The organism is Streptomyces sp. NPDC055025, assembly GCF_053608565.1.
Window position 1 is genome coordinate 58,823 of the sequence record NZ_JBSGVS010000009.1, and the last position, 24,699, is coordinate 83,521.

Sequence of the window (24,699 nt, forward strand, 5' to 3'; positions counted from 1 at the left end):
CACGCGCCGCACGCCAGCCGAACAGAGGAGGTGCCATGACCAGCCAGCTGCAGATGACGGCCATCAGAAACAGGCTCGGCCCGGTCGGCGTGTGGCTGAAGGCCCTTCGCACGACCGGAGCGGACGCCAGCCGGTACACCGCCCAGCGCGTCGAAGAACTCGGCTACGGCTCACTGTGGACAGGTGAACGCCTCGGCGGCAGAGAACCATTCACAGCGTCGGCAGTCCTGCTCGCCGCGACGTCCACAATCGTGACGGGTATCGGCATCGCCAACATCTGGACCCGCCACCCGACGGTCATGCAGCAGGGAGCGGCAACTCTCCACACCGCCTGGCCGAACCGGTTCATCCTGGCAGTCGGCGTCGGCAACGCCGCGGCGGTCAACCGCAGCGGCCTCGAGTACGAGAGGCCCCTCGACCGCATGAGCCGCTATCTCGCGGACATGGACGCCGCGTCCGGCGACGGGATAGCGTGCGAGACGGCACCGCCGCGCATGGTGGGCGCCCTGCAGCCCGGGATGCTGGGCGTCGCGCACGACCAGTCCGACGGCGCACAGACCTTCTTCATCCCGCCCGCACACACCCAGCGGGCACGGGCCGCAGTCGGGCCGGACCGGCTGGTTATCCCGGAGCAGGCCGTCGTCCTGACCTCCGACGCGGCACAAGCCCGCCGCACCGCCCGCGAACACATGGCCGCCTTCCTGAAGCTGCCCAACCTGACGAACAATCTCCGCACATTCGGCTACCGCGACGACGACTTCGCCGACGGCGGCAGCGACCGCCTGGTCGACGCTCTCGTGGCGTGGGGCGACGAGGCCGCGATCGCACGCCGGGTCAGCGAGCACCTCGACGCGGGCGCCGACCACGTCCTGCTGCAACCGCTCGGTGAGGTGGGCGACATCGTCGAACAGCTCGACCGCCTCGCACCCGCAGTCCTCGGAGGCTGACCGCCATGGCCTTCCGCGATACCCAGCGCCTCTCAGAGCACGGAGTCCGCCCGGTCAGCCGTCCGGGCGCGATGAGCCCGCACCTTGGTCCGGTTGCCGCACGTGTTCATCGAGCACCATCGACGCCGGTGCGATTTGGTGCGGTCGTAGAACCACAGGTCGCAGGTCTCGCCGGCACACTGGTGCACCAGATCGGAGTCCCCCTCAAGAAGCAGGCTGGCCGCGGCCGCGGCCACGGGCGCAACCAGCGACCTCCAGTCACCCCAGATCACCCGCTCACGCAGACCAGCGCCGGCCTCCGCCCACGCCACCTCACGGTAGGTGCCGCCGGCGCGAAGAAAACCATTCAGGTAGGCCGCTGTGCCGCCGTCCACCGACACGCCGCTGATCCACGCGTCGACCACGGGAAGCAGCCTCGTACGCAGCTCCCTGGCCGCCTCGGCGGCGAGTTCCAGATCCTGCTCCTTGAAACGGGCCCGCAGCGCGTCGAGATCGTCGGCCGCCACCAGTTCCACACCGGCAAGCCACTCGACGTACCCGCCGCCGTCCGCGATCAGGTCCGTGACCACGTCCGGGGTGAGGACAGCGCGGGTATTGAGCAGTTCCAAGGCCGGGTGCCCGGCGAGTCCCACCGTCGCCAGGGCGACCTGTATCTCCCTGTCTCCGGCCATCTTTTACTCCTAACCATGTAATCGACGTATTGGAGGTTACACCCACAACAGACCCCCTGTAACCTGTGATAAGTTCGTTCACAGGTTACAGGGTGGGGATTCCGCCCCGAAGACACGAACAGTTCTCCAGGAGCACAGAGACATGACCACTGACACGCAGCGCACGAACGCCGCCGTCCTGCGATCGCTGACCGACAACGGCGCTGTCCTCGTGCTGCCCAACGCCTGGGACGCGGCCAGCGCCACGCAGATCGCCGCCGCGGGCGCCAAAGCAATCGCCACCACCAGCGCAGGAGTGGCGTGGGCCCTCGGCCGCAACGACGGACAGGGCATGAACCGGGAGCTGGCCGTCGAGGCCATCGCCCGCATCACCGCGAGCGTCGACCTCCCGGTGAGTGCTGACATCGAGGGCGGCTACGGCCCCACTCCCGAAGACGTCGCAACGACGGTCCGTGCGATCGTCGCCGCCGGCGCCGTCGGCATCAACCTGGAAGACTCGAAAGCCCCGGGCGGCCCGCTGTTCGATACCGAGGAGCAGGCAGCCCGGATCCGCGCCGCCCGTGAAGCGGCGACCGAGGCCGGTCTGCCCGAACTCGTGATCAACGCCCGTACCGACGTGTTCCTCTTCGGGATCGGCAAGGAAGCCGGACGCCTGGAAGACGTCACCGAGCGGGCCGCGGCCTACGCCGAAGCGGGAGCGGACAGCCTGTTCGTACCGGGCCTGCTCGACCTGGAAACGATCGCCGAACTCGTCACGCGGACCGAGCTGACTGTGAACATCATGGCCGGCCCCGGCGCTCCCAGCATCAGCGAACTGCGAAAGGCCGGAGTCCGCCGCATCAGCGTCGGCTCGGCCATCCCGCAGGCCGTCTACGGCCTGGTCAAGAAGGCCGCAGCGGAGATCCTCTCCAACGGCACCTACACCGCCCTCAACGACGCCGAGGACTTCGGCAACCTCAACGCATTCCCCACCCGCTGACACCCCATCGGCAACAGGCTCCCCGCGGAGCTGACGGCCCAGCGACAGGGGCCCGGCAAACTGCCGGGCCCCTTCCCTGTAGCCGCAGCACGCGTCAGCCGACCAGTTCACATGGGCGCGGCCGTCCTGCCGCCCTGCCACCGCGTGACCGCCGTTGCCACGGCCCCGCCGACATCCGCTGTCTGGACACGCAGATTCCAGACACGCCGAAGCCGACGGACCGCCCTGCCCCGATGCAGGTCTCCCCGTGCGCGACCGACGCGGTGCTCCAGTGCCGCCTTTTCCCAGCACCGCCGCACGACGCGGAGAACGGTTACCTGCCGGCTGGCCGCTGGCACCGCCGCCACAAGGCCGTACCTCTCCAGCTGCCGCCTTACTCCGGGCGTCGCAGCGGGGAGCTGCTCGTGGGGGAGCGGTCGCCTCCCTGCTCGGACCGCCGCGCACCTGTCGGTCTGCGGGCGCTGTCGGCTTATGGTGCCCGGACGGATCCGGTACGTGATGCCCGGAGGGTGTCGATGATCGGGCGTACGTCGAGGTAGTAGCGCAGCCGCACGCCGGTGTCCATCTGTCTGGCCGTGCGGTCGGCGATGGCGGTTTCCCAGCAGGCGGCGATGGCGTCTTTGAAGGCGGACGCGGATTCGGCGTCCGCGGCCGCGACCTCCACGAGCACGCGCTCGGGTACCTGGACGCACTCCTCGTCCGGGCTGTCGTCAGCGGGATCGAGCGGGGGACGGGCGGGCAGGGCCGTGGACGATGGGCGCCTTTGACGGGAGGATCCCGGCTCGGCCGCGGTGGCGGCGAGGATGATCTCGATCTGTTCGGCGAAGTCCGGTCCGGGCAGGGGGATTTCGTAGTCGGGGTGATACGTGTAGCCGGCGGTGACGGCGGCGGCGACGTATTCCATGACGGCGACGGTTGCCTCGCTGTGCCCGCGGCCTGCGGCAGGGGTGAGGCGGCTGAGGATGCGCAGGACGGTGGGGATGCTGGTGTCGGCACTGAGGCTGTCGGCCGGTGTGCCGTGGCCGGGGGGACTGGTGGTGTCGATGCCGGTCTGCTCGCGCCAGAAGATGGCCGCGTGGCGGTCGCCGCATGTGAGGTGGTGCAGGTAGAGGCAGTAGGAGGCGGCGGCGTCACCGGCGCCGGCGGCGTACTGCCACCAGAAGCGTGCCCCGTCCTCGGCGTCGGCGAGCTGCAGAACGCAGCCGAGGATCCAGGCGCCGCGGGGAGAGGGCAGCTGTTCGGTGATGAAGTCGGCCAGCTGGTCGGGGTGGGCGTGGGTGACAGCCACCTCGCACAGCGCCCTCAGGTTCCTGGCGGCGGTGTCGTCCGCCGGATCGCGGCCGTAACTGTCCCACAGGGGCGTGCCGTCGGGTGTGAAGGCGGGGTAGGCGGTGTCTTCGTAGGGGACGGTGTCCGAGGGAACTCGGGGGTCTTTGAGGAGGAGGGAACGGGCGAGGAGGCGGTCGATGGAGGTCATTACGGGGTGATCACTCCCGGGTTGTCGTGGCGGTGGCGGGTGTCTTCCAGGGCCCCTCGGGCGTGGTGGTCCATGGCGTGGGTGATGGCGGGGGAGAGACCGACGACGGCGGGGACGGTGTGCTGGCTGATGCCGCAGAGGTAGCGCAGGACGGTGACGTCCAGCTGGTCCTGGGGCAGGCGGCCGACGCGGTCGAAGAAGTCTTCCTGCTCGCCGATCTGGGCGAAGCGGGCCGTGAGGTCGCCGATGCGGCTCTGTGCGACGGTGAAGAACGCCGCGGCGCGCAGGTCGGGGTGTCCGTCGGGGTGGTGGTGGGCGCGCAGCATGACGCGGGAACGGAGCAGGCGCCAGGCGTGGCGGCTTACATGGGGGCTTGTGGTGGCTTCGTCCCAGCCGAGCCAGAGGATGTCGAAGACCTCCGCGACGACCCAGCGGGCGCGCCGGTCGTTCTGGAGTAAGGCGCGGGCGTAGGCGGTGTAGGGCTCGCGCATGGTCTCGGTGAATCCCCGGTGGGCCAGCGGCGGCTGTTCGGGCTGCAATGGCTGGACCTCGTGTATGCGGCTTTCGATCCACGCGTTGTCCTTGTCCGCTTCACGGGCGGCGGCCGTCCAGAGCCGGCGCAGCGGCCAGATGGGGATGTCCAGCGCGCGGACCACGCTGTAGGTGATCTCCCAGCCGGGGTAGTAGCCCTTGCCGCGCAGGAGTTCGGAGATGCGGGTCTTGGAGTACCCGGAGCGGTTGACGAGGTCATCGAGGGTGAGGCCGCTGTGGAAGAGGCGGCTGCGGACCGGCTCCAGCCACGCGCGGTGGGAGGCGCCGACCTGCTCCCCGATCGACTCCGGCTTGCGGCCGCGCCTACTCGGCGGTTCCCCGTCAGGCTGCTCCGGCACGGTGGACGGTGTCATCGGGACGACTCCTCAAGCCCGGCCGTACTGGCTGCTGCGCCGGCCGGCGGGGTGTCCGCGGCAGCGGTGTGTCCCCTCTCCGTGCCGTTGAGCGCGGTGGTGATCTGCTGCACCAGCAGTCCGAGCGAGGGCAGCAGCGCGGCCACGGCCGCCAGCTGTCCCAGCACGGTCATCACCGTGCTCCACGCGAGAACCGCCACCAGCGCGGCAACGGTCAACACCTGTTTTGTGGACATCGCACCATTTCCCTGGAGTAGACGTGTCTGCAAGGCCCTTCCGGCGGCGGTGCTGAAGCGCCGCCGGAAGGCTGGACGCCAGCATGGTCCGCGAGCCGCCCGCCACTCAACGTGATCATGGGATTACGGAACAATGCTCCTGGGGCCAAAGGTGCCGCAGGGCGCACGCAATACGACATCACGGTCAACCACGAGGCCACATCGTGACTTTATGAACACTTTTGACGGCGAAAACGTACTTCTCCTTGCAACACCTCGGGCAGGGCGCACCATGGAACACGGACGCCTCCCGAGCGTCGGACCTTCCCGTCTGGAAGGCTGCGCCGTCCCCTTGTGCTGAGAACAACCGGAGGGGACCGCACCGCTCCCGCCCAGCCCCCGTGCTGGGCGGGAGCCGGCCCGTCCAGCAGCTGCACCGGACCAGACGCCGTACGAGCAACCCGCCGCGCCAGGGCGATGTGAACGGCCGTCACACGGCGCGGTCCAGTCGGCGCGGCCGACGCGCTCGTTGGCGAGCCGCAGAGGATCCAGGCTCGGGCCGGCACCGACCGGCGGCGTCTCGCGACGGCCCACTCGTGTAGTTGCTCCAGGGCAATTGGGTGTCACTGAACCGTTGTCCCGATTCGCGGGCCGGTTCGCGGGTCAGCCGCTTGGCGTCCGACCGGTACCACGATTCCCCTCCCCGGGTGACACCTACGCCGTATCGCCCCCGCCAGGACCGCGGTTGCCGGTATTCCGGAGCCCCGACTGCGCTGGGTCCAGGACCAGACCGTCACCCGCCCCGGCGCCGACCGGCCGCTCAGGCGACTGCACCTCATCCACCTGATCAACCTGCCCCACCCGCTCAGGCACACCCTCGCGACTGCGGAGAATGACGCCACCGACCACAACGACATCGTCTGGATGCACTACCGCCACGCGGCCTCCGCCCACCTGTATCCCGCCGTCGGACCCGCACTCCACGCCATACACCCATCGCATGACCAGACCGGCCCGATCCTCCTGCCCGCCATAACAGACCAGACATACCGATGGCGCTGAGACCGCCACGACGGCCCGGAGCAGACGGACAGGAGAGCCTTCGCATGGATCCCGGCGACTCGCAGGCCGCGGTCGAGGCCGCCGCCGGACGGGTCAATGACGGCCCACGGTCCGCAGCGGACGAGCGCGGTCGCCATCCCTGCGGCTGCGGCGGGCCGGATGTCACTGTCCACCCGGTCCCCGATATACAGGGTCTCATCCGCCGCGCAGTGAACAACGTTCGCCCCTCAAACACCAGGGGCTGGAGCCCAGACCGGCGGACGCGTAGTGACACCACCGCAGGGCAAGTTGCATCCGCGTCGGGCACGACACCGCCCACTTCAAGAATCGCCGAGGATTCGCCCACGGCAGACAAGAAGTGCGCCCAAAGGACTGGAACGTTCTTCGGGACTATGCCAACGTACAACGTCCCCAGGAAGACTAGGTCGGTGAAGGGCTCTCGGCCCCTGAGTCCGGCACCGCAACCTTAGCCTCAGCGGCCCGTGTCGTTCGGCGCTCTCACGTCTGTGCCTGTGCGTCCGCATCTGAGCGATCGGCCTCTTCGCCGAGGGCCTGCCGCAACTCGATTCCAGCGCTGACCACGTGGCTCTCTCGTCTCGTAGGTCAACTCCCACCCTGGCCTCTGCCCGCTGGCACATCGCCCACGGCCTCGGAGCCCGTGAGCAAACCGTGGTCCGCGACCTGAGCCACCCCACCAAAAGCGGCTCTCTCACCGCGGACACGGGCGACGCCACCCCATCCCTCCGCACGTACCGGTCGGCCTTCGGAAACCCATCGACCTAGGTACTGAAGCGGCCTCTGGCGCGAGTGCGCTTCCCTACATAGCCGACGATCCCCGGTTAGCCAAACCGGGGATTGTCCAGACCATAGATGTTGTTCGGATGCGGCCGTGTTTGGCGGTGGAGCCGCAACGGATGTAGTGGACAGCGGTGCAACGATTTGTAAGGAAGTGACGAGCGGCTCCTGTCTGCTTCCGCCCCAAGACCGGCATTTCGTGTTCCCTGTCAAGCCAGCGAGGCCCGCGCTGAATCGTTGAGGGAATCCTGGTACTGCCCGTCCGGCCCACTCGCCCAGCGTCCTACCGCAAGGAAACCCATCTATGCCCAGACTTACGAAGGCTTTCGCCCCCTATCGGAGCAGTCAGCGCTGTCCGACGGTGGTTGTTGACGTTATTCAGCACGCTCGTCCCTGCGAGGTGGTGTTGTGGCAGTGACGGAACGTTCAGCGCAGAACCGGCCCACCCGGCTCTCCGCCGCTGCCCGCACACCGGATGCTGCCGACGTGACGCGTAGGGCGTTTGTGAACGTGCGAGACGCTGCCGAGTACCTCGGTCTGTCGCCCCAGACCCTCTATGTCTGGCGGCACCGCCGACAGGGACCGCCCAGCTTTCGCATGGGACCACGTGGCCGCGTCATGTACCGGCTCGAAGCGCTCGATGTCTGGGTCCGCGAACAGGAGCAGGCCGACTCGCGCTCCAACGCAGTCGTGAGCCCCCTTGGCGCGGCACCGCGGATGCGCTCCGCCTACACCGAGCGCGCCTGACACGTCGCTCGATCCTGCTCCAGGAGATCGAAATCTATACAGCGAGGGAAATATTTGGCTGGCTACATAGAAGACCGCTGGCTCAAGAAGAAGAAGGACCTGACTACCGGCAAGCGGGAACGCACCGCCCGCTATGGTAAGGGTTCCCGTTACCGAGTGGCCGGCATCCCAGGCGTCCGGGACATGTCGTTCGACACGCTTGAAGATGCCAAGGGGTGGCTGCGCAGGGTCAGTACCGACAGCGAACGGGGGGAGTTCGTCGATCCCCGTGATGGCTCCATCACGCTGGACGACTACGTGACACGCTACTGGCAGGCGGGTGTTCGCGGGGCGCCCGGAACGGTCAAGCGGGTCGACGAACGGGTTCGCCTTCACATTCGGCCCCAGCTTGGCACCGTGCCCCTGCGGGACATCAGCCCGGCGGTGCTGCGTGGCTACATCGCCGCGCTCGAAGGAGAATGCTCTCCACGCTACGCACGGCAGATTCTTACATCGCTCTCGAACATCTTCGAGACCGCCATCGACGATAAACGGCTGGTGCGCAACCCCATGCGGGCCAAATCGGTGCGCTGGCCCAAGATACCCGAGGATCAGCGTGAAGCGTGGCCGTGGGTGACCGCGCAGCGGGTGCGGGAGGCGATCAACCGGCGTTACCGTATCTCGGTCGTCCTCGCACTGGGCTGCGGGCTACGGCAGGGCGAGGTGTTCGGGCTGTCTCCGGAGGATGTCGACTTCGCCCGGGGAGTCCTGCGTGTTCGTCGGCAGGTACAGCTCCTTCGTGGTCGGCTGTACTTCACGCTTCCCAAGGGTGGCAGGACTCGCGTCGTCGACATGCCTCCCTCGGTCGCCTCGGAGCTGGTCGACTACTTCGCGGAGTTCCCGGCGGTAGAGGTCGAGTTGCCGTGGGGCGGTCCGGAGCCGGACCGGGAGAGGAAGAAGTTCCCGCTTGTCCTCGCCACGACGTACGGCAATGCCATCCGTGCGAATGTCTTCAACGTGGAGGTGTGGAAGCCTGCGCTGGCCGCTGCCGGCGTTATCCCTGTGCGGGAGAAGGGTGAGAGCTGGAAGGTTTCCCGCAAGGACGGCTTCCACGTACTTCGGCACACGTATGCTTCGATCATCCTCGAAGCGGGCGAATCCGTCGTCACCCTCGCCCGCTGGCTCGGCCACTCAAGTCCGACCATCACCCTCGACTTCTACGCTCACTTCATGCCCGAGGCCGGCGGCAAAGGGCGCGGTGCCATCGACGCCTTGCTCGGCAAGCCTGCCGACGCCTACACGACCGCATAGTCTCAACCATCCACGACACGGAGGGGCAAGCAGTCCGCTACGCCCCTCCGTGGTTCGTGTTCAACCAGATCGGGGACCGTAACCCGGACCGCACGGTCCCACGCCCGGCTGAGGTTACCTGCCAGTATTGGCGGGCGTTCCCGGCAAGTGGCGGCTACCACACCTACGAGGGCCAGATGCCGATCGTGGCCACCTCGCTCAATCTGCTGCGCGAACACGGCCCGGCCGGGTGGATCTTCTGGCGCTTCGGCCGCGGGCCTTGGAGCCGTGAGTTGTTGCAGCCGCTGCTGGACGCGATCGGCAACTCCCGCCAGGTCGAGGCAGAAGCCGCGCGGGAAGCCCGCTGGAAAGCCGAACGGGAGGCGTACCAGGCCGAACAACGACGCCGGGCTGAGCAGGAGGCTGCCGAGAGGGAAGCCCGCCGCCCCGTCTGCGCCGACTGCGGGGTGAATTCACCGACGAACGGTGGAAGGCCAGCGTCGCGGTCGACTGGGGACGCGGGGACGGTGACCCGCACCCGTGCGACGACTGCAAGGCGCGGGCGCTCGAAACGGAGCGGCAGGCGGAACAGGCCGAACGCGAACGCCAGGAGCAGGCGGCGCAGGCTTCGAAGGCCGGCGGCTGGCTCGGACGCTGGCGCAGCTGACCCGGGCAAGCAACCCCCGGTATCGCGAGGGCTTGCCCAAAGCACTCCTTGGGCAAGCCCGCGTTGTCGGTGGCGGCTGCGCGGCCGGATCTACGGAGCCGACCACCCGGGCCCGAAGCCGGGACAGAGCTACGCTGAACTGGCGGGCGGGCCGCTGGACAAACTGCTGCTCGACATCACCGGCTGGAGGCCGGAGGAGATCGACGACGGTGTCTCCCTGCATACAGAGTTCGGGCAGTTCGGCCCCGGGGGCAGAGCGCCGTATGACCCGCGCCCCGGCGACCCGGCCCACGGGGACTGGGGCGGCGACAGCCTGTGACCGCCCGCCACTCGGTCGGGTAAAGACACGGCAGCGGCGGAACTCTCTTGAGGCGCCCGGGCGTAGTGCCGTACATGAACCCGATCAACGAGGTGCATGTCAGTCGGCCGGGCCTGGTCGTCGTCGATGTCGCGGCCGCCGCCGACGCCACCACGCTCGCCTTCCAGCAACTTGTCGCCAGCCGGTGGGCAACGGCGACAGCGGATACCACGACCCGAGACGCGGGCGAGCCCGGCGTACGGCTGCGCTGCTACCTGGACCTGAACCAGCCGCCCGACTCGTAGCGTGTGCCGCTGGCGCTCCCTCAGCTACTTCTTCCGGATGCTGCCGTTGGAGATCCAGTGGACCAGGATCGCGGCGGTGTGCACGGCCGTTTCCGCGGCCGCCTGGGTCACGGGGGCGCTGGTGGGCCCTCCCTCATGGCGGTCGCGCTGTCCGTGCCAGAGCAGGCTGATCATCGCGACGGCTGCATCAATGTCTGCGGGCACCCCGGTCTTGTCGGCGATGACCATCTCGTACTTGTGCCGTCCCTGATCCAGATGGGCGCGCACCTTGCCGAGGGTGGGCTCCGGTGCGTTGGGAAGGAAGAGAGGGTTGGCGACGGCCTCAACGGCCTTGATGGCGCGGGAGTAGGCGGCGCTTGGGTCGGGCTTGAGCCCGTACGCCTCGGTGAACGCCGCACGGAGGTGATCGGCGGCCGTCTCTGCCTTCGAAGCCCCGGCTTCTACGGCCTTGTTGTAGGTAGCGTGGAGTATTTCGTCCATCCGGCGTTCGAGTCCGCTGGCGTCTTCGGCGACTGTGAAGGCGGAGTCGCCCTCACGCAGGATGCCGTCCAGTTGGCGGGCGTACGATGCGGCTGTTTGGATGTGCTGCCAGCCAGCCCCCTGGAGCGCTTGCTGCACGCAGCCCAGCGTCGCGTCGATGACCTCCAGGCGCAGCATCGGATTCTTCGGGTCGTCCAGGACGGCCAGTTCGGCGTGTGGGTCGCGGCTCTTGAGTATCCTGGACGGCAGCTTCAGCCGCACCGCTACGGGAGTCGCCATGTCGTAGTGGCGCAGAACCTCGTACATCCATTCGCGGATGGGTACATCGAGGTGATCCGGAACACCTTCTGCCCAGAGGGGCTCCGGTTCGGTCTTTCCCGTCAGACGGTCAGTCAGCCGTCGCCATGTGCTTGTCACAAGGTCGACTGTATGACGGGATATGACGAGATCACGACCGACTTATTCACGGGGTCGAACGCATGAAAGCGCCCACCTCCACCCGGCTTGGGCTTGTGGCGGTCTGGCCACCATGGGCCTGTCGCGAGTCAGCGTAGGCGGACCACGGTGACGACCGCGTGCCGTTTCGTATCCGCCCCGCCCTTGGCGCACCACCGCCCCTCGCCCGGCTCCGGATGCCCCGGCGCAGGGGACGCTCGATTTCGACATCCGCTCGTTCCTGGCCAGGACGGTCGCCTAGAGTTCGACCGCTATATCTGGAGTCAGGAGTCGAGATGGATGCTCAGGCAGCAGTTCTCAGCGCGGTGAACAGCGGAGTCGACTCCTGCGAACCACTGCGCAAGGCCGGGCGGGAACTGCGCGCTGGCTGGTCGCACACGAACCCGGGCGAGGAGGAGCACGAGCACTTCGCGGCCCTGTGGGCGGCCATGGAGTTCCGGCTGCAGGACGGCACCTGGGGCGTCGTCCTCGGACCGTTCCGCAGCACCGACGACAACGGTGACCTGGTTTCGAGGGCCGTGGGCGAGATGCCGCCCGCGGTCTTCGAGGCCTGGGCCGTCTACGCCCCCAAGACTGCCCACCCCCTGGTCCGGGCGCGGCTTCACCACCTGCTCTGGGTGGCCCAGCACGGGACACGGCCCATCGAGGACCTCCGCTCCGCGGTGCACAGCTACCGGGATGCTGCCGGCGCGCTGCTGACGAAGGCCGAGGAACACCTGGAGGCGTTCGTCCCCCCTCCGGAGCCGGGCGGGGCGGCATTTTTCGAAGTCGAGGTGGCCCGACTTGCTGCAGCGGACGCCCTGGTGCTCGCCTACGGCCTGGCGGCCGCTACGCGGCAGCCGGAGCGTACCGACATCGTCGGCGAGATGATCACTCTCGGCCAGGCCGCGCTCGCCTGGAAGCCCCCGTCGCCGGGCGTGCTCGGCCTCATGACCGCCCCGCTCGTGGTCAGCACGCACGACAGGCCCGCCGTGCGCCCCCTGCTCGAACGTGCCGTCGACGAGTACTGCGGGGAGGTCCAGTTCTACTACCGGGTGGAGTTCCTCGAAGAGCTCCGCCGCGTGGTGGGCGCCGACGAGCACCGCGACGTGGACGAACAGATCCACCGCGCCCGTATGGAACTGGCCGACAGCAGCACGGGACTCCGGAAACTCCTCGCCCTGGAAGAAGCTGCTCGACATGCCCGCGACAGCGGACTGACCGAAGCCCTTGACGAGGTGCGCCGAACGCAGCAGAAGATCGGTCTGGACGAACTTCCCATGGATACCATTGGCACACCGGTTGCCCTGCCGGCGGGCTACCTGGAGGCAGCGAGCGCGGCCATCGACGCCGCCGACAGCATGGAGCACGCACTTCACTTCATCGCCACCACCCCTCCCACGATGAGTGACTCCGCGGCCCTGCCGCCCGGGCTGCTGTCCCTGCCGACGATGTACATCAACCCCAACGGCCCCGTCGTGACGCGCACCGTCGGGAGCGACAGCACCGGAGGAGAGAGCTTCTTCTTTCGGCAGCACGTCTTCGCCCTCAACGTGCACGGCCTGGTCGTCGAAACCCAGCTGGACCGAGTCTGCGACCGGTTCCGCCCGACGGCGGAGGACCTCGTGCCGTTCTTCGCCGGCCCGAAGCATGCTCCGGAGACTCGGATGCGCGGTCTCGCCCGCGCCTTCGAGGCGTTCTGGGAGGGCGATGTCGACACGGCCCTGGCCCTGGCGCTGCCGCGCCTCGAAGGCACGCTGCGCCGCCGACTCCAGGCAGCCAACATCGCGGTGATCACGCACGCGAAAGGGGAGACCATCGGACAGGTCCAGCAGCTTGGCCCCCTCCTCGACAAGCTGGATGAACTCGGCTTCCCCGAGCCGTGGCCCCTCGTCCTCCGGACGGTACTGGGCAACGCCGAGGGCCAGATGAACCTCCGCAACAACGTCCTGCACGACCTGGTCGACACGCCCTCCCGGCACAGGGCAGCGCTCGTGCTCCAGATCGCTCTGGCTGTGCTCTTCCTCGGGGAGGAGCCACCTGCCCGGACGGGGTCTGCCGACAGCGGCACGCGGATGCCGTTGCCGTGGAACGCCGCCGCCGATCAGCGCCTGCCGTTCCCCGTGCCCGACCCCCGGGCCCATCACTTCGTCACCCAGTACGCCGACATGCACGACGTCGTCGCCGGCTTGACGGTGCCCTCCGGTATCCCGCAGCCCGCGGCAACAGTGCTGCACACCTCCCGCGAGCTCCTGCGCCACTCCTACTTCTGCTATGAGTTCTCCACCGTGGCCCTCCTGCACGCCCTGATCGCGATGGAGATCGTCCTTCGGGCCAAGATCCCTGACTCCGGCACGAAGCCGCTCCACGCCCTCATCAAGCAGGGTAAGGAGAGTGGCCTCCTGACCAAGCGGCAGACGGAGTTCCTCCACGAGGGGCGCAAGCTCCGCAACCGCATCGCCCACGGCCAGAGGACTCATTCCGTCATGCCCCCACGCTGGGCGGCCAGGATGCTCACCACGTCCTTCACCTTGATCAGCGAGGTATGGGCGGCCCAGCCGACACCACCGGCCACAACTGACACAGATGAGGGCACAGGTATCTGAGATGGACGAGCTCGTCGCGGGGCCTGGTTTCTCCGGCGGGGAGCCGTCCGTGGTCGGGCAGCGCCTGCACGCCGTTCTGGATGCGGAGCGGGTGGTGGACGACCTGCGCCGCTACTTCGGGATCGGCCTGCCCCCGGGTGCCGGCGCGTTCACGGGAGGCCGGTTCGAGCACCTGACGGGCGGGGGTGACCGTCGGCAGGTCGCGGACCGGTTCACCGCAGAGGACCTGGTGGCGGTGCAGACCCTGTCGGTGACCGTCCCCGCGCCCGTCGCCCTCGACCTGCTGGAAGGCCCGCTGGGCACCCAACTGTCCGAACTGCTGCGAGGCATCCCTTCCGACACCGATCTCTCCGACGCCGATGCCTCGGTCGTCGCGGACGGCTCGCCAGCGTACCGGGCCTGGTCTCGTACCGGGCCGCAGATCTCTTACTCTCTGTGACTGAGGGCAATCCCGGGCTCGACATATCGAGGGAGCAGTCCGCATGCCAATGCCCGCAGTCGCGCGAGACCGCCCGGAGCGGAGCGCGTTTCATTCTCCCCAGATTCTCCCCAGCCGCTTCTGAGACGCCCACGACGCCTGCGGTCTGGAGGCGTCGGCTGGTAGAGCTGTCGCCTCTGGAGGGATTACTCAGAGCCAGTTCCGTCGCTTGAAGATGACGAACAAACTGGTGCATACAACCGCCATCAGGGCGATGGCGAAGGGGTATCCGAGTACCCAGTGCAACTCCGGCATGTGTCTGAAGTTCATGCCGTAGATGGTCCCGACCAGGGTCGGGGCGAAGAGGATCGCCGCCCAGGAGGAGATCTTCTTGATCTCCTCGTTCTGCGCGTGGCTGGCCCGAGCCAGCAGTCTCATCTCCTCGTTCTGCTGCTGGGTGACGAGGGTGGCGTTGACGGCGAGGATGTCCTGGAGCGCCAGCCGGAAGCCGTCGACGCGTTCGGTGACGTGCGTGGCGTGGTCGGCGACATCGCGCAGGTAGCGGCGGAGCTCCTCGTCGATGCCGTACTTCTCGAATCCGGCGGTCAGCCCTTCCAGGATCCTCGTCAGGGGGCGGGTGGCGCGCTGGAACTCCACCACCTCCCGGGAGAGTTCGTAGATACGGCGGGACACCTTCGGGTCGCCGCTGAAGACCTCGGTCTCGATCTCGTCGACATCGTTCTCCACACCGGCCACCACCGGCGCGTAGCCGTCGACGACCGCGTCGAGGATCGCGTACAGCACCGCTTCGGCGCCGCGCTTGAGCAGATCCGGGGTGTCCTCCATACGGCGGCGCACCGACGCCAGATCCGGAGCGGCCCCATGGCGGACGGTGATCACGAAATCGGGTCCGACGAAGAGGTGCAGCTCGCCGAAGTCGACCTCTTCGGCGTCGTCCAGATAGCGGGCGGCGCGCAGCACCACGAACAGGGTGTCCCCGTAGCGTTCCAGCTTGGGACGCTGGTGTGCCTCCAAGGCGTCCTCGACCGCGAGGGGATGCAGATCGAACTCTTCGGCGACGGAGAGCAACTCGGCCTCGCTCGGCCGGTGCAGGCCGATCCACGCCATGCCGCCGTCCGTCTCACGGAGCTCCTGGAAGGTCTCGGCGAGCGAGTCGTACGTGTGGGTACGGCAGCCGTCGCAGTAGACGGCGGCGGCGATCACGCTGCTTCCACGGGGCGACGGTTCCCCGTCCGGCGCGGATGTGCCCGGCTTGTCGGTGGCGGGACCGGGCTCGTCGGGGTGCTTGGCCGGTTTCTTGAACGCGCGCAGGGCGCGCAGACGACGTTCGGACATGACGGAATCCTCCGCAGGCGGAAAGGAGAGGGCGCCGGGGAACGCGCGCGGGCACTCCGCGGACGCCGCCTGCGGATCCGGACACGGCGAAGCTTGCCGGGAGAGGCACTAGAACAGCCCGGTCGGGGCGGCGTCCCACGGGGCGCGACGGGGAGGTTCACCACTCATCGTGGTCTCACCTGCCTTTCGGTACGCGAGGGACGGGGCCTCTGAGCAGGCTATACCCGCCGGACCGCGCCGGGGCCGTCCGGCCGCGGGACGCCGAGTAGGGGCCGGACAGGCCGCCGGGGCAGGGTGCCGGGCGGGGCGCCGGGCCGGGGCGGCCGACGGAGGTCGGGCAGGGGTGCCGGACGGGGTGCGGCCGGGGCGGTGGCTGGAGTGGCGCCCTGAAGTCCGGCGTCGTTGACTGGTGGGAAAGTGCCCGTCGGCGTACCGGGCCCCGGGGCAGCACACGCGCGGCCCGGCCGGAGCCGGCCGGCATCCCGTCCGGGACGTTCACAGCGCTCTCCGCCTTTCCGCCTTCCGCCCACCGCTCTCCGCACCAACCGACAGAGCGGTGACCACAACTGACAGAGGGAGAACGCAGTGCGGGCGACATTCTCACTGGGACGGATCGCCGGGGTCCGGATCGGGGTCCACTGGAGCGTCCTGGTCATCTTCGTACTCATCGCACTGGGCCTGGCGGAGGGGCGTTTCCCACAGGTCTATCCCGGCCACGCGGTGGGGCTGTACTGAGTGGCCGCGCTGATCACCTCCCTGCTCTTCTTCGCCTCACTCCTCGCCCATGAACTCGCCCACGCCATCGTGGCCCGGCACAACGGCGTACAGGTCGACGACATCGTCCTGTGGCTGCTCGGCGGTGTGGCACGGCTCAGGTCGGAGGCGTCGGACCCCGGGGCCGAACTCCGTATCGCCGGGGTCGGCCCGCTGGTGAGCCTCGTGCTCGGCGGTCTGTTCGCGCTGTGCACATGGCTCCTCCTTGTCGGGGACGTCCCGCGGCTGATCGTGGAGGCGGCGGCCTGGCTGGCGGCCATCAACGTTCTTCTCGCCGTCTTCAACTCCATCCCCGCCGCCCCCCTGGACGGCGGACGTCTGCTGCGGGCGCTGCTGTGGTGGCGTACGGGCGACCGGTTGCGGGCGACGGCGGGAGCCACCGCGGCCGGGCGGGTCTTCGGCTGGCTGCTCGTGGTGGCGGGGTTCGTCCTGTTCATCGCGACCCGGGCCTTCGACGGCCTCTGGCTCGCGCTGATCGGCTGGTTCCTGATCACGGCCGCCACCGCCGAAGGCCGGCAGGCGCAGGTGAGGGGCGTCCTCTCCGGCGTTCCCGTACGACAGGCCATGACACCGGATCCCGTCACCGCGCCCGCCGGGCTGACCGTGGCGCGGTTTCTCACCGACCCCCGTTACCGCTACCGGTACTCGGCCTTCCCGGTGACGGACGCGGCGGGTGACGCGGCGGGACTGATCACCCTGGAGCGCGCCCGCCACACACCGGAGGAGCAACGGGAGTCCGCGACCGTCAAGGAGGTGATGCTGCCCCTGACGGACGTCACCACCGCGGGAGCGGACGACGCGCTGGCGGATCTGCTGCCCCGTATGCGGCCCGGCGCCGAGAACCGGGTCCTGGTGCTGGACGGCCGCAGACTCCTCGGCATCGTCTCCTCCTCCGACATCAGCCGTACGGTCTCGCGGCTGATCGCCGCGAAGCACCACCGGGTGGACTGGGGTGACCGTCGATGAAGCCTCCGCGGCACCCGCTGGACACGGACACCCGTGCCCCGGTTGCCGCGGGTGCCGCGGTGCCGGAGCCTCGTAGTGGACCGCGCGTACCGGTTGGCGGACCGCGCATACCGGCCGATCGATTCTGAGCCGAAGGCCGGTCCGACGACGGAGAGCGAGAGTCCGCGGGTCCGTCACCCCTCCACCCCCTCCACCCCCTCACCCCCCGTCACACCGATTCGCCAGGGAGGGCACATGGCTGTACGGCACCAGCTCGTCCACAGCGAGCCGTCCGCGGTCTGGGCGGTTCTCGAAGATCCGTCGCGCTACGCCGACTGGGTCGTCGGCACGGCCTTTTCCGCCCCCGGGGAAGGCCCGTGGCCCGAGGTCGGTTCCTCCCTCTCCTACACCGTGCGTGTGGGCCCCAAAGAGTTTCACGGCAGCACCGTCGTCCGGCGCTACGAACCGCCCCGCTGGCTGGAGTTGGAGGCACGCAGCGGACCGTTCGGCACGGCGCGTATCGCCTTCGACATCCGGTCCTGGGGCGACGAGACGCTGCTGATCGTCGACGAGCATCCGCTGCGCGGCTTCGCCGGCGCGGTCCACAACCTCGCGATCGACGCGCTCCTCCAGATCCGCCACCGCGACATGCTCGCCCGGCTGGCGAAAGTGGTGGAACGGGAGAGCGCGGCGGACGGGCAGGAGATCCGGCGATGACCGACGCGGTGGTGATCGGAGCCGGGCCCAACGGCCTCGTGGCCGCGAATCTGCTCGCCGACGCCGGGTGGAGCGTGGAGGTACTGGAGGCACAGGACGAGCCCGGCGGTGCCGTACGCAGTGACCGAGGGGTCCACCCGGACTATGTGAGCGACGTGTTCAGCGCCTTCTATCCGATGGCCGCCGCCTCTCCCGTACTCGCCGGGCTCGATCTGTACGGGGAAGGACTGCGCTGGAGCCATGCCCCCCATGTGGTCGCGCACCCGCTGAGGGACGGGCGGTGCGCCGTACTCGACCGCGACCGCCGGGTGACGGCGGCCGGGCTGGAGACCTTCGCCCCCGGTGACGGCCGGGCGTGGGACGGCCTCTGCCGGATCTGGGACGGTCTGCGGGAGGACCTTCTCGCGACGCTCTTCACTCCCTTTCCGCCCGTCAAGGCCTCGGTCAGGCTCGCGGCCCGGCTGCGCGCGGCGGGCGGACTGCGGCTCGTACGGAGCATGCTGCTGCCGGTACGGCGCCTCGGCGAGGAGGAGTTCGACGGCGAGGGCGGCCGGCTGCTGCTCGCGGGCAACGCGCTGCACGCCGATCTGGCCCCGGAGTCGGCGATCAGTGGCGGATTCGGCTGGCTGATGTCCATGCTCGGACAGACCTACGGGTTCCCGGTCCCGGTCGGCGGCTCGGGAGAGCTGACGGCGGCGCTGGTGCGGAGGCTGAGCCGGCGCGGAGTCACCGTCCGCTGCGGCGAGCGGGTCACGGAGGTCGTCGTACGGGGAGGCAGGGCGGTGGGGGTACGTACCGCCACGGGCGGCGCCGTCGCCGTACGCAGAGCGGTCCTCGCGGACGTGTCGGCGCCGGATCTGTACCGCGGACTCGTCGGCGCCGAGCATCTGCCGTCGCGCGTCATGGACGATCTGCGCCGCTTCCAGTGGGACTGGGCCACCTTCAAGGTCGACTGGGCCCTCGACGGACCCGTGCCCTGGGACGCTCGCGCGGCCGGCTCGGCCGGCACCGTCCATCTCGCCGACGGGATGGACGACCTCACCCGGTTCGCGGCCCAGCTCGCCATGGGCCGGGTCCCCGACCGGCCCTTCGCCCTTCTCGGCCAGATGACGACCGCGGACGCGACGCGCTCTCCGGCCGGTACCGAGTCGGCGTGGGCCTACACCCACGTACCGCACCATGTCCGGGGGGACGCCGGTACGGACGGTCTGACGGGCCGGTGGGATCCGTTCGAACAGGAGGTCATGGCCGACCGGATCGAGGAACGGGTCGAACGGTACGCACCGGGCTTCCGCCACCGGATCCGGGCCCGCCGTATCCTCGCGCCGCCCACGCTCCAGGCCGCCGACAGCAATCTGCGCGACGGAGCGGTCAACGGCGGTACGACCAGCCTCCACCAGCAGGCGGTCTTCCGGCCGCTGCCCGGCACGGGCCGCCCCGAGACCCCGGTGCGCGGGCTCTATCTGGCCTCCGCGTCCGCCCACCCGGGCGGTGCGGTGCACGGCGCGCCGGGCGCCAACGCGGCCCGCGCCGCGCTCCGGGCGCACTGTACGGGCCGGGTGCTCGCCACGGCGCAGCGCGTGCTCGCGCGGCGGGGCCGGAGCGGCGAGACGGACGGCCCGTGACCCCGTGCGGGACGGTCGGCCCGTGACCCGTACGGTTGGCCCGTAACTCCGTGTCGGCTCGTGACTGCGTACCGGACCCCGTCAGGGCGTGTGCGGGGCGGGGTAGAGATCGAGGGCCAGGAGCGATCTCATGAGGCCGTCCCGGGTCCTGGGGTCCCAGCCGGTGAGTGCCGTCCAGCGGTCCAGCCGGTACACCACCGTGTTCGGGTGTACGTGCAGCGCGCGGGCGGCGGCGGTCGGGATGAACCCGTGGTCCGCGTAGGCGATCACGGCGGCCGACAGATGCGGGTACGCCTGGGCGGTACGGGCACCGGCGCCGAGGAGATCGCTCAGCCTGCGGGACTGCTCCGCGAGGCTCGACTGGAGCCAGGCGACCGCGTAGCGGACGGTCCCGCCGTCCCGGCGCAGCGCGAGCGACAGCGCGCCGTCGGCGTCCTGGAAGCTGTCGGCGGCCCCGGACAGCCCGGTCCTCGGCAGTCCGACGCCGAGCGGCGGAGCCGCAGGGTCCTCCCGGTCCACCGCGCGGTCCACCGCCTGGCCCACCGTCCGGTCCACCCTCCGGCCTGCCTCCCGGTCCACGGTCCGGCTCACCGCCCTGCCCACCGCCCGGTCGAGTGAGCGCAGGATGGCGTCGTCCGGCACTCCCTGGCTCAGGACCGACAGCGCGCCGCCGTGAATGGTGGCCACCACCACGCCCGGCCCGGTGGCGGTATGTCGGCGGAAGCGCTCCAGGCCGCCGCTCGGCAGGTCGGCGGAGCGCCCGCGGAACGCCTGGAACGCGCCGACCGGGTCGTACCCCAGGGAACGGGCCAGTGTCACCGTCGCCTCGTCGGCCGGGTCGGCGGCGGCCATGGCCTCGATCAGCCGCCGGTACCGGTCCTCCTGCGCCGACAGCTCCGAGCGGAGGACCGTCTCGTACGCGACGGCCACCGCGTCGGTCAGCTCCTGGATCCAGGTCCAGAACGTGGTGACCTGCCCGGCCAGTTCGGCGACCGCCTCCTGTCCCCGGCGGACCGCGCCCCGCATCAGAGCGTTCCAGGTCTCCCGATAGCCGATGTGATACGCGCCGAGAACGGTCTCGACCGGCAGACCCTGCGCCGCTCGCGCCGCGCCCAGCCGCGAAGCCGCCTGGAGATATTCGGCCGAGGGCGCGATTCCGCGGTCCAGTGCGTCCAGCAGCCCATGGAGCTGGATTGTCACAGCGCGAATGTGCTCCTGTTCCGGCACGACCGAGTACGGGGGAATCTCCGTACGGATCATTTCCGTGACTCTCGGTGCGAAGACCGGCAATTCCTCGATCATCTCCCGGAACAATGAATCGATCATGGGTCGCCCCCGAACACTCGCGAACCGGCTCCGGTCACGGTCTCCCTCGCGCCTGTGGAATCACCGTACATCTCCTGTCACGGGCCCGCGTCCCTATCGGCTCACCCCTCCTCACCTTGAGGTTTCCCCAAGAAAAAGGCGCGCCAATTCTCGCTTCCTCCCCTACCGGGAGCGGGCGCGCCCATGGATGGTTGAGAGTGGGACCAGAACCGCGGGTTGGAGCGGAACCGATGACTTCACGTGACATCACGATCGCCGAATACTTTCTCGACCGTCTCGCGTCGCTCGGGGTGGACCATGTGTTCGGTGTTCCCGGAGATTACAATCTCGCTTTTCTCGACAAGGTGATGGAGCACCCCAGGATCGATTGGGTGGGAAACGCCAATGAACTGGGAGCCGCGTACGCGGCGGACGGTTATGCGCGCGTCCGGGGGATCGGGGTCCTGCTCACGACCTTCGGGGTGGGGGAGCTGAGCGCCATCAACGGAGTGGCGGGCGGCTACGCCGAATACGTGCCCGTCGTCCATCTCGTCGTCGGTCCCTCCACCGCGGCGGAACGCACCGGCGCGCTGGTCCATCACACCGCCGGGGACGGTGACTTCGAACGCTTCGAGCGTGCCCAGCGGAGCGTCAGCGCCGCCATGGCCACCGTCACCCGCGCCGACGCCGCCGAGCAGATCGACCGTGTCCTGGTGGCGGCCCTCCGGGAGAAGCGGCCCGTATATCTGCGGATGGCCTCCGATGTCGCGCTCGCCCCGATACCCGCGCCGGTCCGTCCGTTGCCACGGAAGGGACGTTCCTTCCCGGTCGACCCCGGCTCCCTGGAGCGGTTCGCGGACGCCGCGGGCAGGGCGCTGGCCGGTGCGCGGAGCGTCACCGTGCTGGCCGATTTCCTGGTGGACCGGTTCGGCGCGCGGGAGGCACTGGCCGAGCTGCTGGATACGGGCGGGCTGCCGTTCGCCACGCTCTGCATGGGCAAGACGGTCGCCGACGAGAGCCGCTCCACCTCGCTGGGGGTGTACTCGGGGGCCTTCGGCGACCCGCGCGTCCGGCGGACCGTCGAGGACGCGGATGTCCTCATCCGTGCGGGGGTGCGGCTGACGGACACGACGAGCGGCGGCTTCAGCCACCGTATCGATCCCGGCCGGGGGATCGACCTCCAGCCGGAGTCCGCCTTCGTCGACGGCACGGAGTACCCGGGGGTGCCGCTGGGCGTCGCGCTGTCGGCGCTGACGGGAGTGGTGGCGGGGAAACCGCTCGTCGACGCCTTCACCGGTGGCGCGGGAGATCACCCTGCCGGAGCCTCCGCCACTGGAGCTTCGGCCATTGGGCGGAGCCCGCGTCCCGACGAGCCGCTGACCCAGTCGTATCTCTGGCCACGGATCGCCAGGTCGATCCGGGAGGGACAGACGGTGGTCGCCGAACAGGGCACGTCCTACTTCGGTCTGTCCACCCAGCGCTTCCCCACCGGATCGCGGTTCATCGGACAGCCGTTGTGGGGCTCCATCGGATACAGCCTGCCGGCCCTGCTCGGCGCGCAGCTCGCCTCCCCCGGCCACCGCTGTCTGCTCGTCATCGGAGACGGCTCGGCGCAGATGACGGCGCAGGAACTCGGGACCATCGGCCGCTACGGCCTCACACCGGTCATCGTCCTCGTCAACAACGCGGGTTATACGGTGGAGCGCGCCATCCACGGCCCCGAGGCGGCGTACAACGACATCGCCCGGTGGGACTGGCAGCGACTGCCCGCCGTCCTCGGCGTCCGCGACGCGCTCTGTCTGAGCGCGGACACCCCGGCAGGACTGGACCGGGCCCTGGCGGCGGCCGACGAGGCCACGGACCGGCTGGTCCTGCTCGAAGTCCACACCGGCACGCACGACGCGCCCGGTCTGCTCCGTGACATCGCCGCGGGAATGAGCGGCCGCAACGGCGAGAGCTGACCGCGTACGCGAGAGCCGACCGCGTACGCGAGGGCTGACCGTGCGCGCGAGAGCCGACCGCGTACATCCGGGCACGTCATCGGGACGGCGCGGCGGCCCGGACGGCATCTCACATTCGTACCGTGGCCCGCACGTTGTTCCCGATTTCCCTGACCTCTGTTCATGTTCCGTTCGGTTTGGCCCTCAAGACTCGGTCGCCGCCCCCGACGAGTCGAACGAGAGGCTTCACGTGAAGAACAAGAGCAGCGAAGATCCGGAGTACTCGGCCATCTCGCGGCGCAGACTGGTCAAGTACGCCGGTGTCGGGGCGACGCTGGCGGCGGCGAGCCCGCTGGTGACCGGCGGCCCGGCATGGGCGCACGACGACGACCGCAAGCAGGAGAAGTCCGGTGACTCCGGCAAGCGGGTGTGGCGTGCCGGTGACCACCATGTGCACTCGGAGTACAGCGGTGAGTTCGACACGTCGACGACCCCGCCGACGTTCCACAAGGGCGCGGACGCCGTCTACCCGATCGTCACCAACGCGATCATGGCCAAGCACTTCGGTCTCAACTGGGTGATGTGCACCGACCACGGCGGGCCGACGCACTCCAAGGTGAACCTTGAGCAGGCCTACCCCGATCTTCTGCGCTCCCGTGTGCTCGTGCCCGAGGTGCTCCAGTTCTGGGGGATGGAGTTCGACGCCCCGGCGCTGGACCACCACACGCTGATGATCCCTCACCACAGCGACGAGGCACAGCAGCTCTACGAGCTGGAGCGCCGCTTCGCCAAGAACGACGCCTTCCCCGCCGATCCGGGCCGTGACACCGAGGCCAAGATGATCGAGTTCCTGAAGGCCGCGAAGGACATGAGGCGCAAGCCGCTGGTGATCGCCCACCACGCCTCGCGGTCGGCGACCGGCCTCGGTGTCTACGGGCAGGACACCCCGCGCGAGTTCCGCAACGGCAACAACGCCGCGCCGGAGATCTACGTCGGCTTCGAGGGCGCGCCCGGTCACCAGGCGGGCCCCCTCAACGGAGGCGCGCGCGGCGGCTACGGCAACTACCCGACCCACGGCGGCTTCGACCAGATGACGGCCCGTGTCGGCGGCCTCTGGGACTCGCTGCTCGGTGAGGGCCGGCGCTGGTGGATCACGGCGACCTCGGACTCGCATGTGCACTGGACGCGCGGTGGCTCCGACTTCTGGCCGGGCGAGTACAGCAAGACCCATGTGCTGGCCAGGCAGGACTACGCCGACATCATGGACGGACTCCGCAACGGGCGGGTCTGGGTCGGGACCGGCGATCTGATCACCAGCCTCGACCTCACGGCGGGCAGCCGAGGTGACGAGGCCGCCATGGGCGAGACGCTCACCGTCAGCCGCCGCAACCGCACGGACGTCGAGATCGAGATCAGGTTCCGTCCGCTGGAGGGCAAGAACGGCAACGGCGACCGGCCCGAGGTCCGGCGTGTGGACCTGATCGTCGGCGAGATCACCGGCCCGAGCGCCAGCCTCGACACCGACACCAACCCGACCACCAAGGTGGTGGCGCGGTTCGGCCCGCGCGACTGGCGCAAGCAGGGCAAGGAATACGTCATCAAGCACACCCTGCGCAATGTGGAGAGCGACCTCTACGCCCGCGTGCGCGGTACGAGCACCGACGAGGTCGAGCCGCTGGCGGACGGGCTGGAGAGCCCCTGGGACGACCTGTGGTTCTACTCGAACCCTGTCTTCGTCCACGTCCGCTAGGACCTGCCCCG

Annotated in this window: 21 protein-coding genes and 1 pseudogene; 14 read left to right on the forward strand and 8 right to left on the reverse strand. The window is 69.4% G+C overall.

The genetic code is table 11. From position 1 onward, the window contains the following. Positions 1–35: 35 nt before the first annotated feature. A complete protein-coding gene (locus tag ACWGDX_RS08250) occupies positions 36–947 on the forward strand; it encodes a TIGR03620 family F420-dependent LLM class oxidoreductase (RefSeq protein ID WP_453623423.1) in 912 nt (303 codons plus the stop codon). A 32-nt stretch (positions 948–979) separates the two neighbouring features. Here ACWGDX_RS08250 and ACWGDX_RS08255 read toward each other — a convergent pair whose 3' ends face one another. Next, positions 980–1,618 carry a CGNR zinc finger domain-containing protein gene (locus ACWGDX_RS08255; RefSeq protein WP_453623425.1) on the reverse strand — a complete coding sequence of 213 codons (639 nt, stop codon included), beginning with the start codon at positions 1,616–1,618 and terminating at the stop codon, positions 980–982. Positions 1,619–1,760: 142 nt separating this feature from the next. Here ACWGDX_RS08255 and ACWGDX_RS08260 point away from each other — a divergent pair, with 142 nt between their 5' ends. Beyond that, complete coding sequence (locus ACWGDX_RS08260; RefSeq protein ID WP_453623427.1) at positions 1,761–2,597, forward strand: isocitrate lyase/PEP mutase family protein; 837 nt, start codon at positions 1,761–1,763, stop codon at positions 2,595–2,597. A 469-nt stretch (positions 2,598–3,066) separates the two neighbouring features. Here ACWGDX_RS08260 and ACWGDX_RS08265 read toward each other — a convergent pair whose 3' ends face one another. From ACWGDX_RS08265 to ACWGDX_RS08280, 4 genes and pseudogenes are all read right to left on the reverse strand, one after another. After that, positions 3,067–4,074, reverse strand: coding sequence for a DUF6207 family protein (locus ACWGDX_RS08265; RefSeq protein WP_453623429.1), 1,008 nt, complete (start codon positions 4,072–4,074; stop codon positions 3,067–3,069). After that, positions 4,074–4,979 (reverse strand): XRE family transcriptional regulator, encoded by a 906-nt coding sequence (locus ACWGDX_RS08270; protein WP_453623431.1) that lies wholly within the window; start codon positions 4,977–4,979, stop codon positions 4,074–4,076. The genes ACWGDX_RS08265 and ACWGDX_RS08270 overlap by 1 nt, the downstream gene beginning before the upstream one ends. Next, positions 4,976–5,215 (reverse strand): hypothetical protein, encoded by a 240-nt coding sequence (locus tag ACWGDX_RS08275; RefSeq protein WP_453623433.1) that lies wholly within the window; start codon positions 5,213–5,215, stop codon positions 4,976–4,978. The genes ACWGDX_RS08270 and ACWGDX_RS08275 overlap by 4 nt, the downstream gene beginning before the upstream one ends. A 908-nt stretch (positions 5,216–6,123) precedes the next feature. After that, positions 6,124–6,465 (reverse strand): annotated as a pseudogene (locus ACWGDX_RS08280) (HAD hydrolase-like protein); the annotation flags it as partial. 1,096 nt (positions 6,466–7,561) lie between these two features. On the opposite strand from ACWGDX_RS08280, the gene ACWGDX_RS08285 reads away from it, so the two are divergent. From ACWGDX_RS08285 to ACWGDX_RS08300, 4 genes are all read left to right on the forward strand, one after another. After that, positions 7,562–7,798 carry a helix-turn-helix transcriptional regulator gene (locus ACWGDX_RS08285; protein ID WP_453623435.1) on the forward strand — a complete coding sequence of 79 codons (237 nt, stop codon included), beginning with the start codon at positions 7,562–7,564 and terminating at the stop codon, positions 7,796–7,798. Positions 7,799–7,852: 54 nt separating this feature from the next. Beyond that, a complete protein-coding gene (locus ACWGDX_RS08290; RefSeq protein WP_453623437.1) occupies positions 7,853–9,088 on the forward strand; it encodes a tyrosine-type recombinase/integrase in 1,236 nt (411 codons plus the stop codon). A gap of 722 nt (positions 9,089–9,810) precedes the next feature. Further along, the gene (locus ACWGDX_RS08295; protein ID WP_453623585.1) at positions 9,811–10,053 is read left to right on the forward strand and encodes a hypothetical protein; all 243 of its coding nucleotides are present in this window, start codon (positions 9,811–9,813) and stop codon (positions 10,051–10,053) included. A gap of 74 nt (positions 10,054–10,127) precedes the next feature. Beyond that, the gene (locus tag ACWGDX_RS08300; protein WP_453623439.1) at positions 10,128–10,337 is read left to right on the forward strand and encodes a DUF6207 family protein; all 210 of its coding nucleotides are present in this window, start codon (positions 10,128–10,130) and stop codon (positions 10,335–10,337) included. 24 nt (positions 10,338–10,361) lie between these two features. On the opposite strand, the gene ACWGDX_RS08305 is transcribed toward ACWGDX_RS08300, so the two are convergent. Further along, positions 10,362–11,123 (reverse strand): hypothetical protein, encoded by a 762-nt coding sequence (locus ACWGDX_RS08305; RefSeq protein ID WP_453623441.1) that lies wholly within the window; start codon positions 11,121–11,123, stop codon positions 10,362–10,364. 425 nt (positions 11,124–11,548) lie between these two features. Between ACWGDX_RS08305 and ACWGDX_RS08310 the strand changes: the two genes are divergently transcribed. Further along, positions 11,549–13,858, forward strand: coding sequence for a hypothetical protein (locus ACWGDX_RS08310; protein WP_453623443.1), 2,310 nt, complete (start codon positions 11,549–11,551; stop codon positions 13,856–13,858). Position 13,859: 1 nt separating this feature from the next. After that, entirely contained in the window at positions 13,860–14,297 is a 438-nt protein-coding gene (locus tag ACWGDX_RS08315; protein WP_453623445.1) for a DUF6308 family protein, read from the forward strand. A gap of 189 nt (positions 14,298–14,486) precedes the next feature. Here the strand turns inward: ACWGDX_RS08315 and ACWGDX_RS08320 are convergent, their stop codons facing one another. Next, entirely contained in the window at positions 14,487–15,632 is a 1,146-nt protein-coding gene (locus ACWGDX_RS08320; RefSeq protein WP_453623447.1) for a magnesium and cobalt transport protein CorA, read from the reverse strand. Positions 15,633–16,217: 585 nt separating this feature from the next. Here ACWGDX_RS08320 and ACWGDX_RS08325 point away from each other — a divergent pair. The 4 genes from ACWGDX_RS08325 to ACWGDX_RS08340 all read left to right on the forward strand — a co-directional run bounded on the left by ACWGDX_RS08325 (position 16,218) and on the right by ACWGDX_RS08340 (position 19,693). Next, complete coding sequence (locus ACWGDX_RS08325; RefSeq protein WP_453623449.1) at positions 16,218–16,367, forward strand: hypothetical protein; 150 nt, start codon at positions 16,218–16,220, stop codon at positions 16,365–16,367. Continuing rightward, positions 16,368–17,372: a site-2 protease family protein gene (locus ACWGDX_RS08330; protein ID WP_453623451.1), complete on the forward strand. Its 1,005-nt coding sequence runs from the start codon at positions 16,368–16,370 to the stop codon at positions 17,370–17,372. A gap of 234 nt (positions 17,373–17,606) precedes the next feature. Continuing rightward, complete coding sequence (locus ACWGDX_RS08335) at positions 17,607–18,068, forward strand: SRPBCC family protein (RefSeq protein ID WP_453623453.1); 462 nt, start codon at positions 17,607–17,609, stop codon at positions 18,066–18,068. Next, the gene (locus tag ACWGDX_RS08340; RefSeq protein ID WP_453623454.1) at positions 18,065–19,693 is read left to right on the forward strand and encodes a phytoene desaturase family protein; all 1,629 of its coding nucleotides are present in this window, start codon (positions 18,065–18,067) and stop codon (positions 19,691–19,693) included. The genes ACWGDX_RS08335 and ACWGDX_RS08340 overlap by 4 nt, the downstream gene beginning before the upstream one ends. 81 nt (positions 19,694–19,774) lie before the next feature. Here the strand turns inward: ACWGDX_RS08340 and ACWGDX_RS08345 are convergent, their stop codons facing one another. After that, positions 19,775–21,019 (reverse strand): PucR family transcriptional regulator, encoded by a 1,245-nt coding sequence (locus tag ACWGDX_RS08345; protein ID WP_453623456.1) that lies wholly within the window; start codon positions 21,017–21,019, stop codon positions 19,775–19,777. A 230-nt stretch (positions 21,020–21,249) separates the two neighbouring features. Between ACWGDX_RS08345 and ACWGDX_RS08350 the strand changes: the two genes are divergently transcribed. Beyond that, positions 21,250–22,959, forward strand: a complete 1,710-nt coding sequence (locus ACWGDX_RS08350) for an alpha-keto acid decarboxylase family protein (protein ID WP_453623457.1) — start codon at positions 21,250–21,252, stop codon at positions 22,957–22,959. A gap of 229 nt (positions 22,960–23,188) precedes the next feature. Then, positions 23,189–24,688, forward strand: coding sequence for a twin-arginine translocation signal domain-containing protein (locus tag ACWGDX_RS08355; protein ID WP_453623459.1), 1,500 nt, complete (start codon positions 23,189–23,191; stop codon positions 24,686–24,688). Positions 24,689–24,699: the final 11 nt, after the last annotated feature.

What these genes read in the sequence shown, in the direction of transcription:
- ACWGDX_RS08340 (WP_453623454.1), top strand. Translation starts at nt 18,065, where the DNA reads ATGACCGACGCGGTGGTGATCGGAGCCGGGCCCAACGGCCTCGTGGCC.
- ACWGDX_RS08265 (WP_453623429.1), bottom strand. Translation starts at nt 4,074, where the DNA reads ATGACCTCCATCGACCGCCTCCTCGCCCGTTCCCTCCTCCTCAAAGAC.
- ACWGDX_RS08315 (WP_453623445.1), top strand. Translation starts at nt 13,860, where the DNA reads ATGGACGAGCTCGTCGCGGGGCCTGGTTTCTCCGGCGGGGAGCCGTCC.
- ACWGDX_RS08260 (WP_453623427.1), top strand. Translation starts at nt 1,761, where the DNA reads ATGACCACTGACACGCAGCGCACGAACGCCGCCGTCCTGCGATCGCTG.
- ACWGDX_RS08320 (WP_453623447.1), bottom strand. Translation starts at nt 15,632, where the DNA reads ATGTCCGAACGTCGTCTGCGCGCCCTGCGCGCGTTCAAGAAACCGGCC.
- ACWGDX_RS08335 (WP_453623453.1), top strand. Translation starts at nt 17,607, where the DNA reads ATGGCTGTACGGCACCAGCTCGTCCACAGCGAGCCGTCCGCGGTCTGG.
- ACWGDX_RS08345 (WP_453623456.1), bottom strand. Translation starts at nt 21,019, where the DNA reads ATGATCGATTCATTGTTCCGGGAGATGATCGAGGAATTGCCGGTCTTC.
- ACWGDX_RS08350 (WP_453623457.1), top strand. Translation starts at nt 21,250, where the DNA reads ATGACTTCACGTGACATCACGATCGCCGAATACTTTCTCGACCGTCTC.
- ACWGDX_RS08255 (WP_453623425.1), bottom strand. Translation starts at nt 1,618, where the DNA reads ATGGCCGGAGACAGGGAGATACAGGTCGCCCTGGCGACGGTGGGACTC.
- ACWGDX_RS08300 (WP_453623439.1), top strand. Translation starts at nt 10,128, where the DNA reads ATGAACCCGATCAACGAGGTGCATGTCAGTCGGCCGGGCCTGGTCGTC.
- ACWGDX_RS08270 (WP_453623431.1), bottom strand. Translation starts at nt 4,979, where the DNA reads ATGACACCGTCCACCGTGCCGGAGCAGCCTGACGGGGAACCGCCGAGT.
- ACWGDX_RS08305 (WP_453623441.1), bottom strand. Translation starts at nt 11,123, where the DNA reads ATGTACGAGGTTCTGCGCCACTACGACATGGCGACTCCCGTAGCGGTG.
- ACWGDX_RS08250 (WP_453623423.1), top strand. Translation starts at nt 36, where the DNA reads ATGACCAGCCAGCTGCAGATGACGGCCATCAGAAACAGGCTCGGCCCG.
- ACWGDX_RS08275 (WP_453623433.1), bottom strand. Translation starts at nt 5,215, where the DNA reads ATGTCCACAAAACAGGTGTTGACCGTTGCCGCGCTGGTGGCGGTTCTC.
- ACWGDX_RS08310 (WP_453623443.1), top strand. Translation starts at nt 11,549, where the DNA reads ATGGATGCTCAGGCAGCAGTTCTCAGCGCGGTGAACAGCGGAGTCGAC.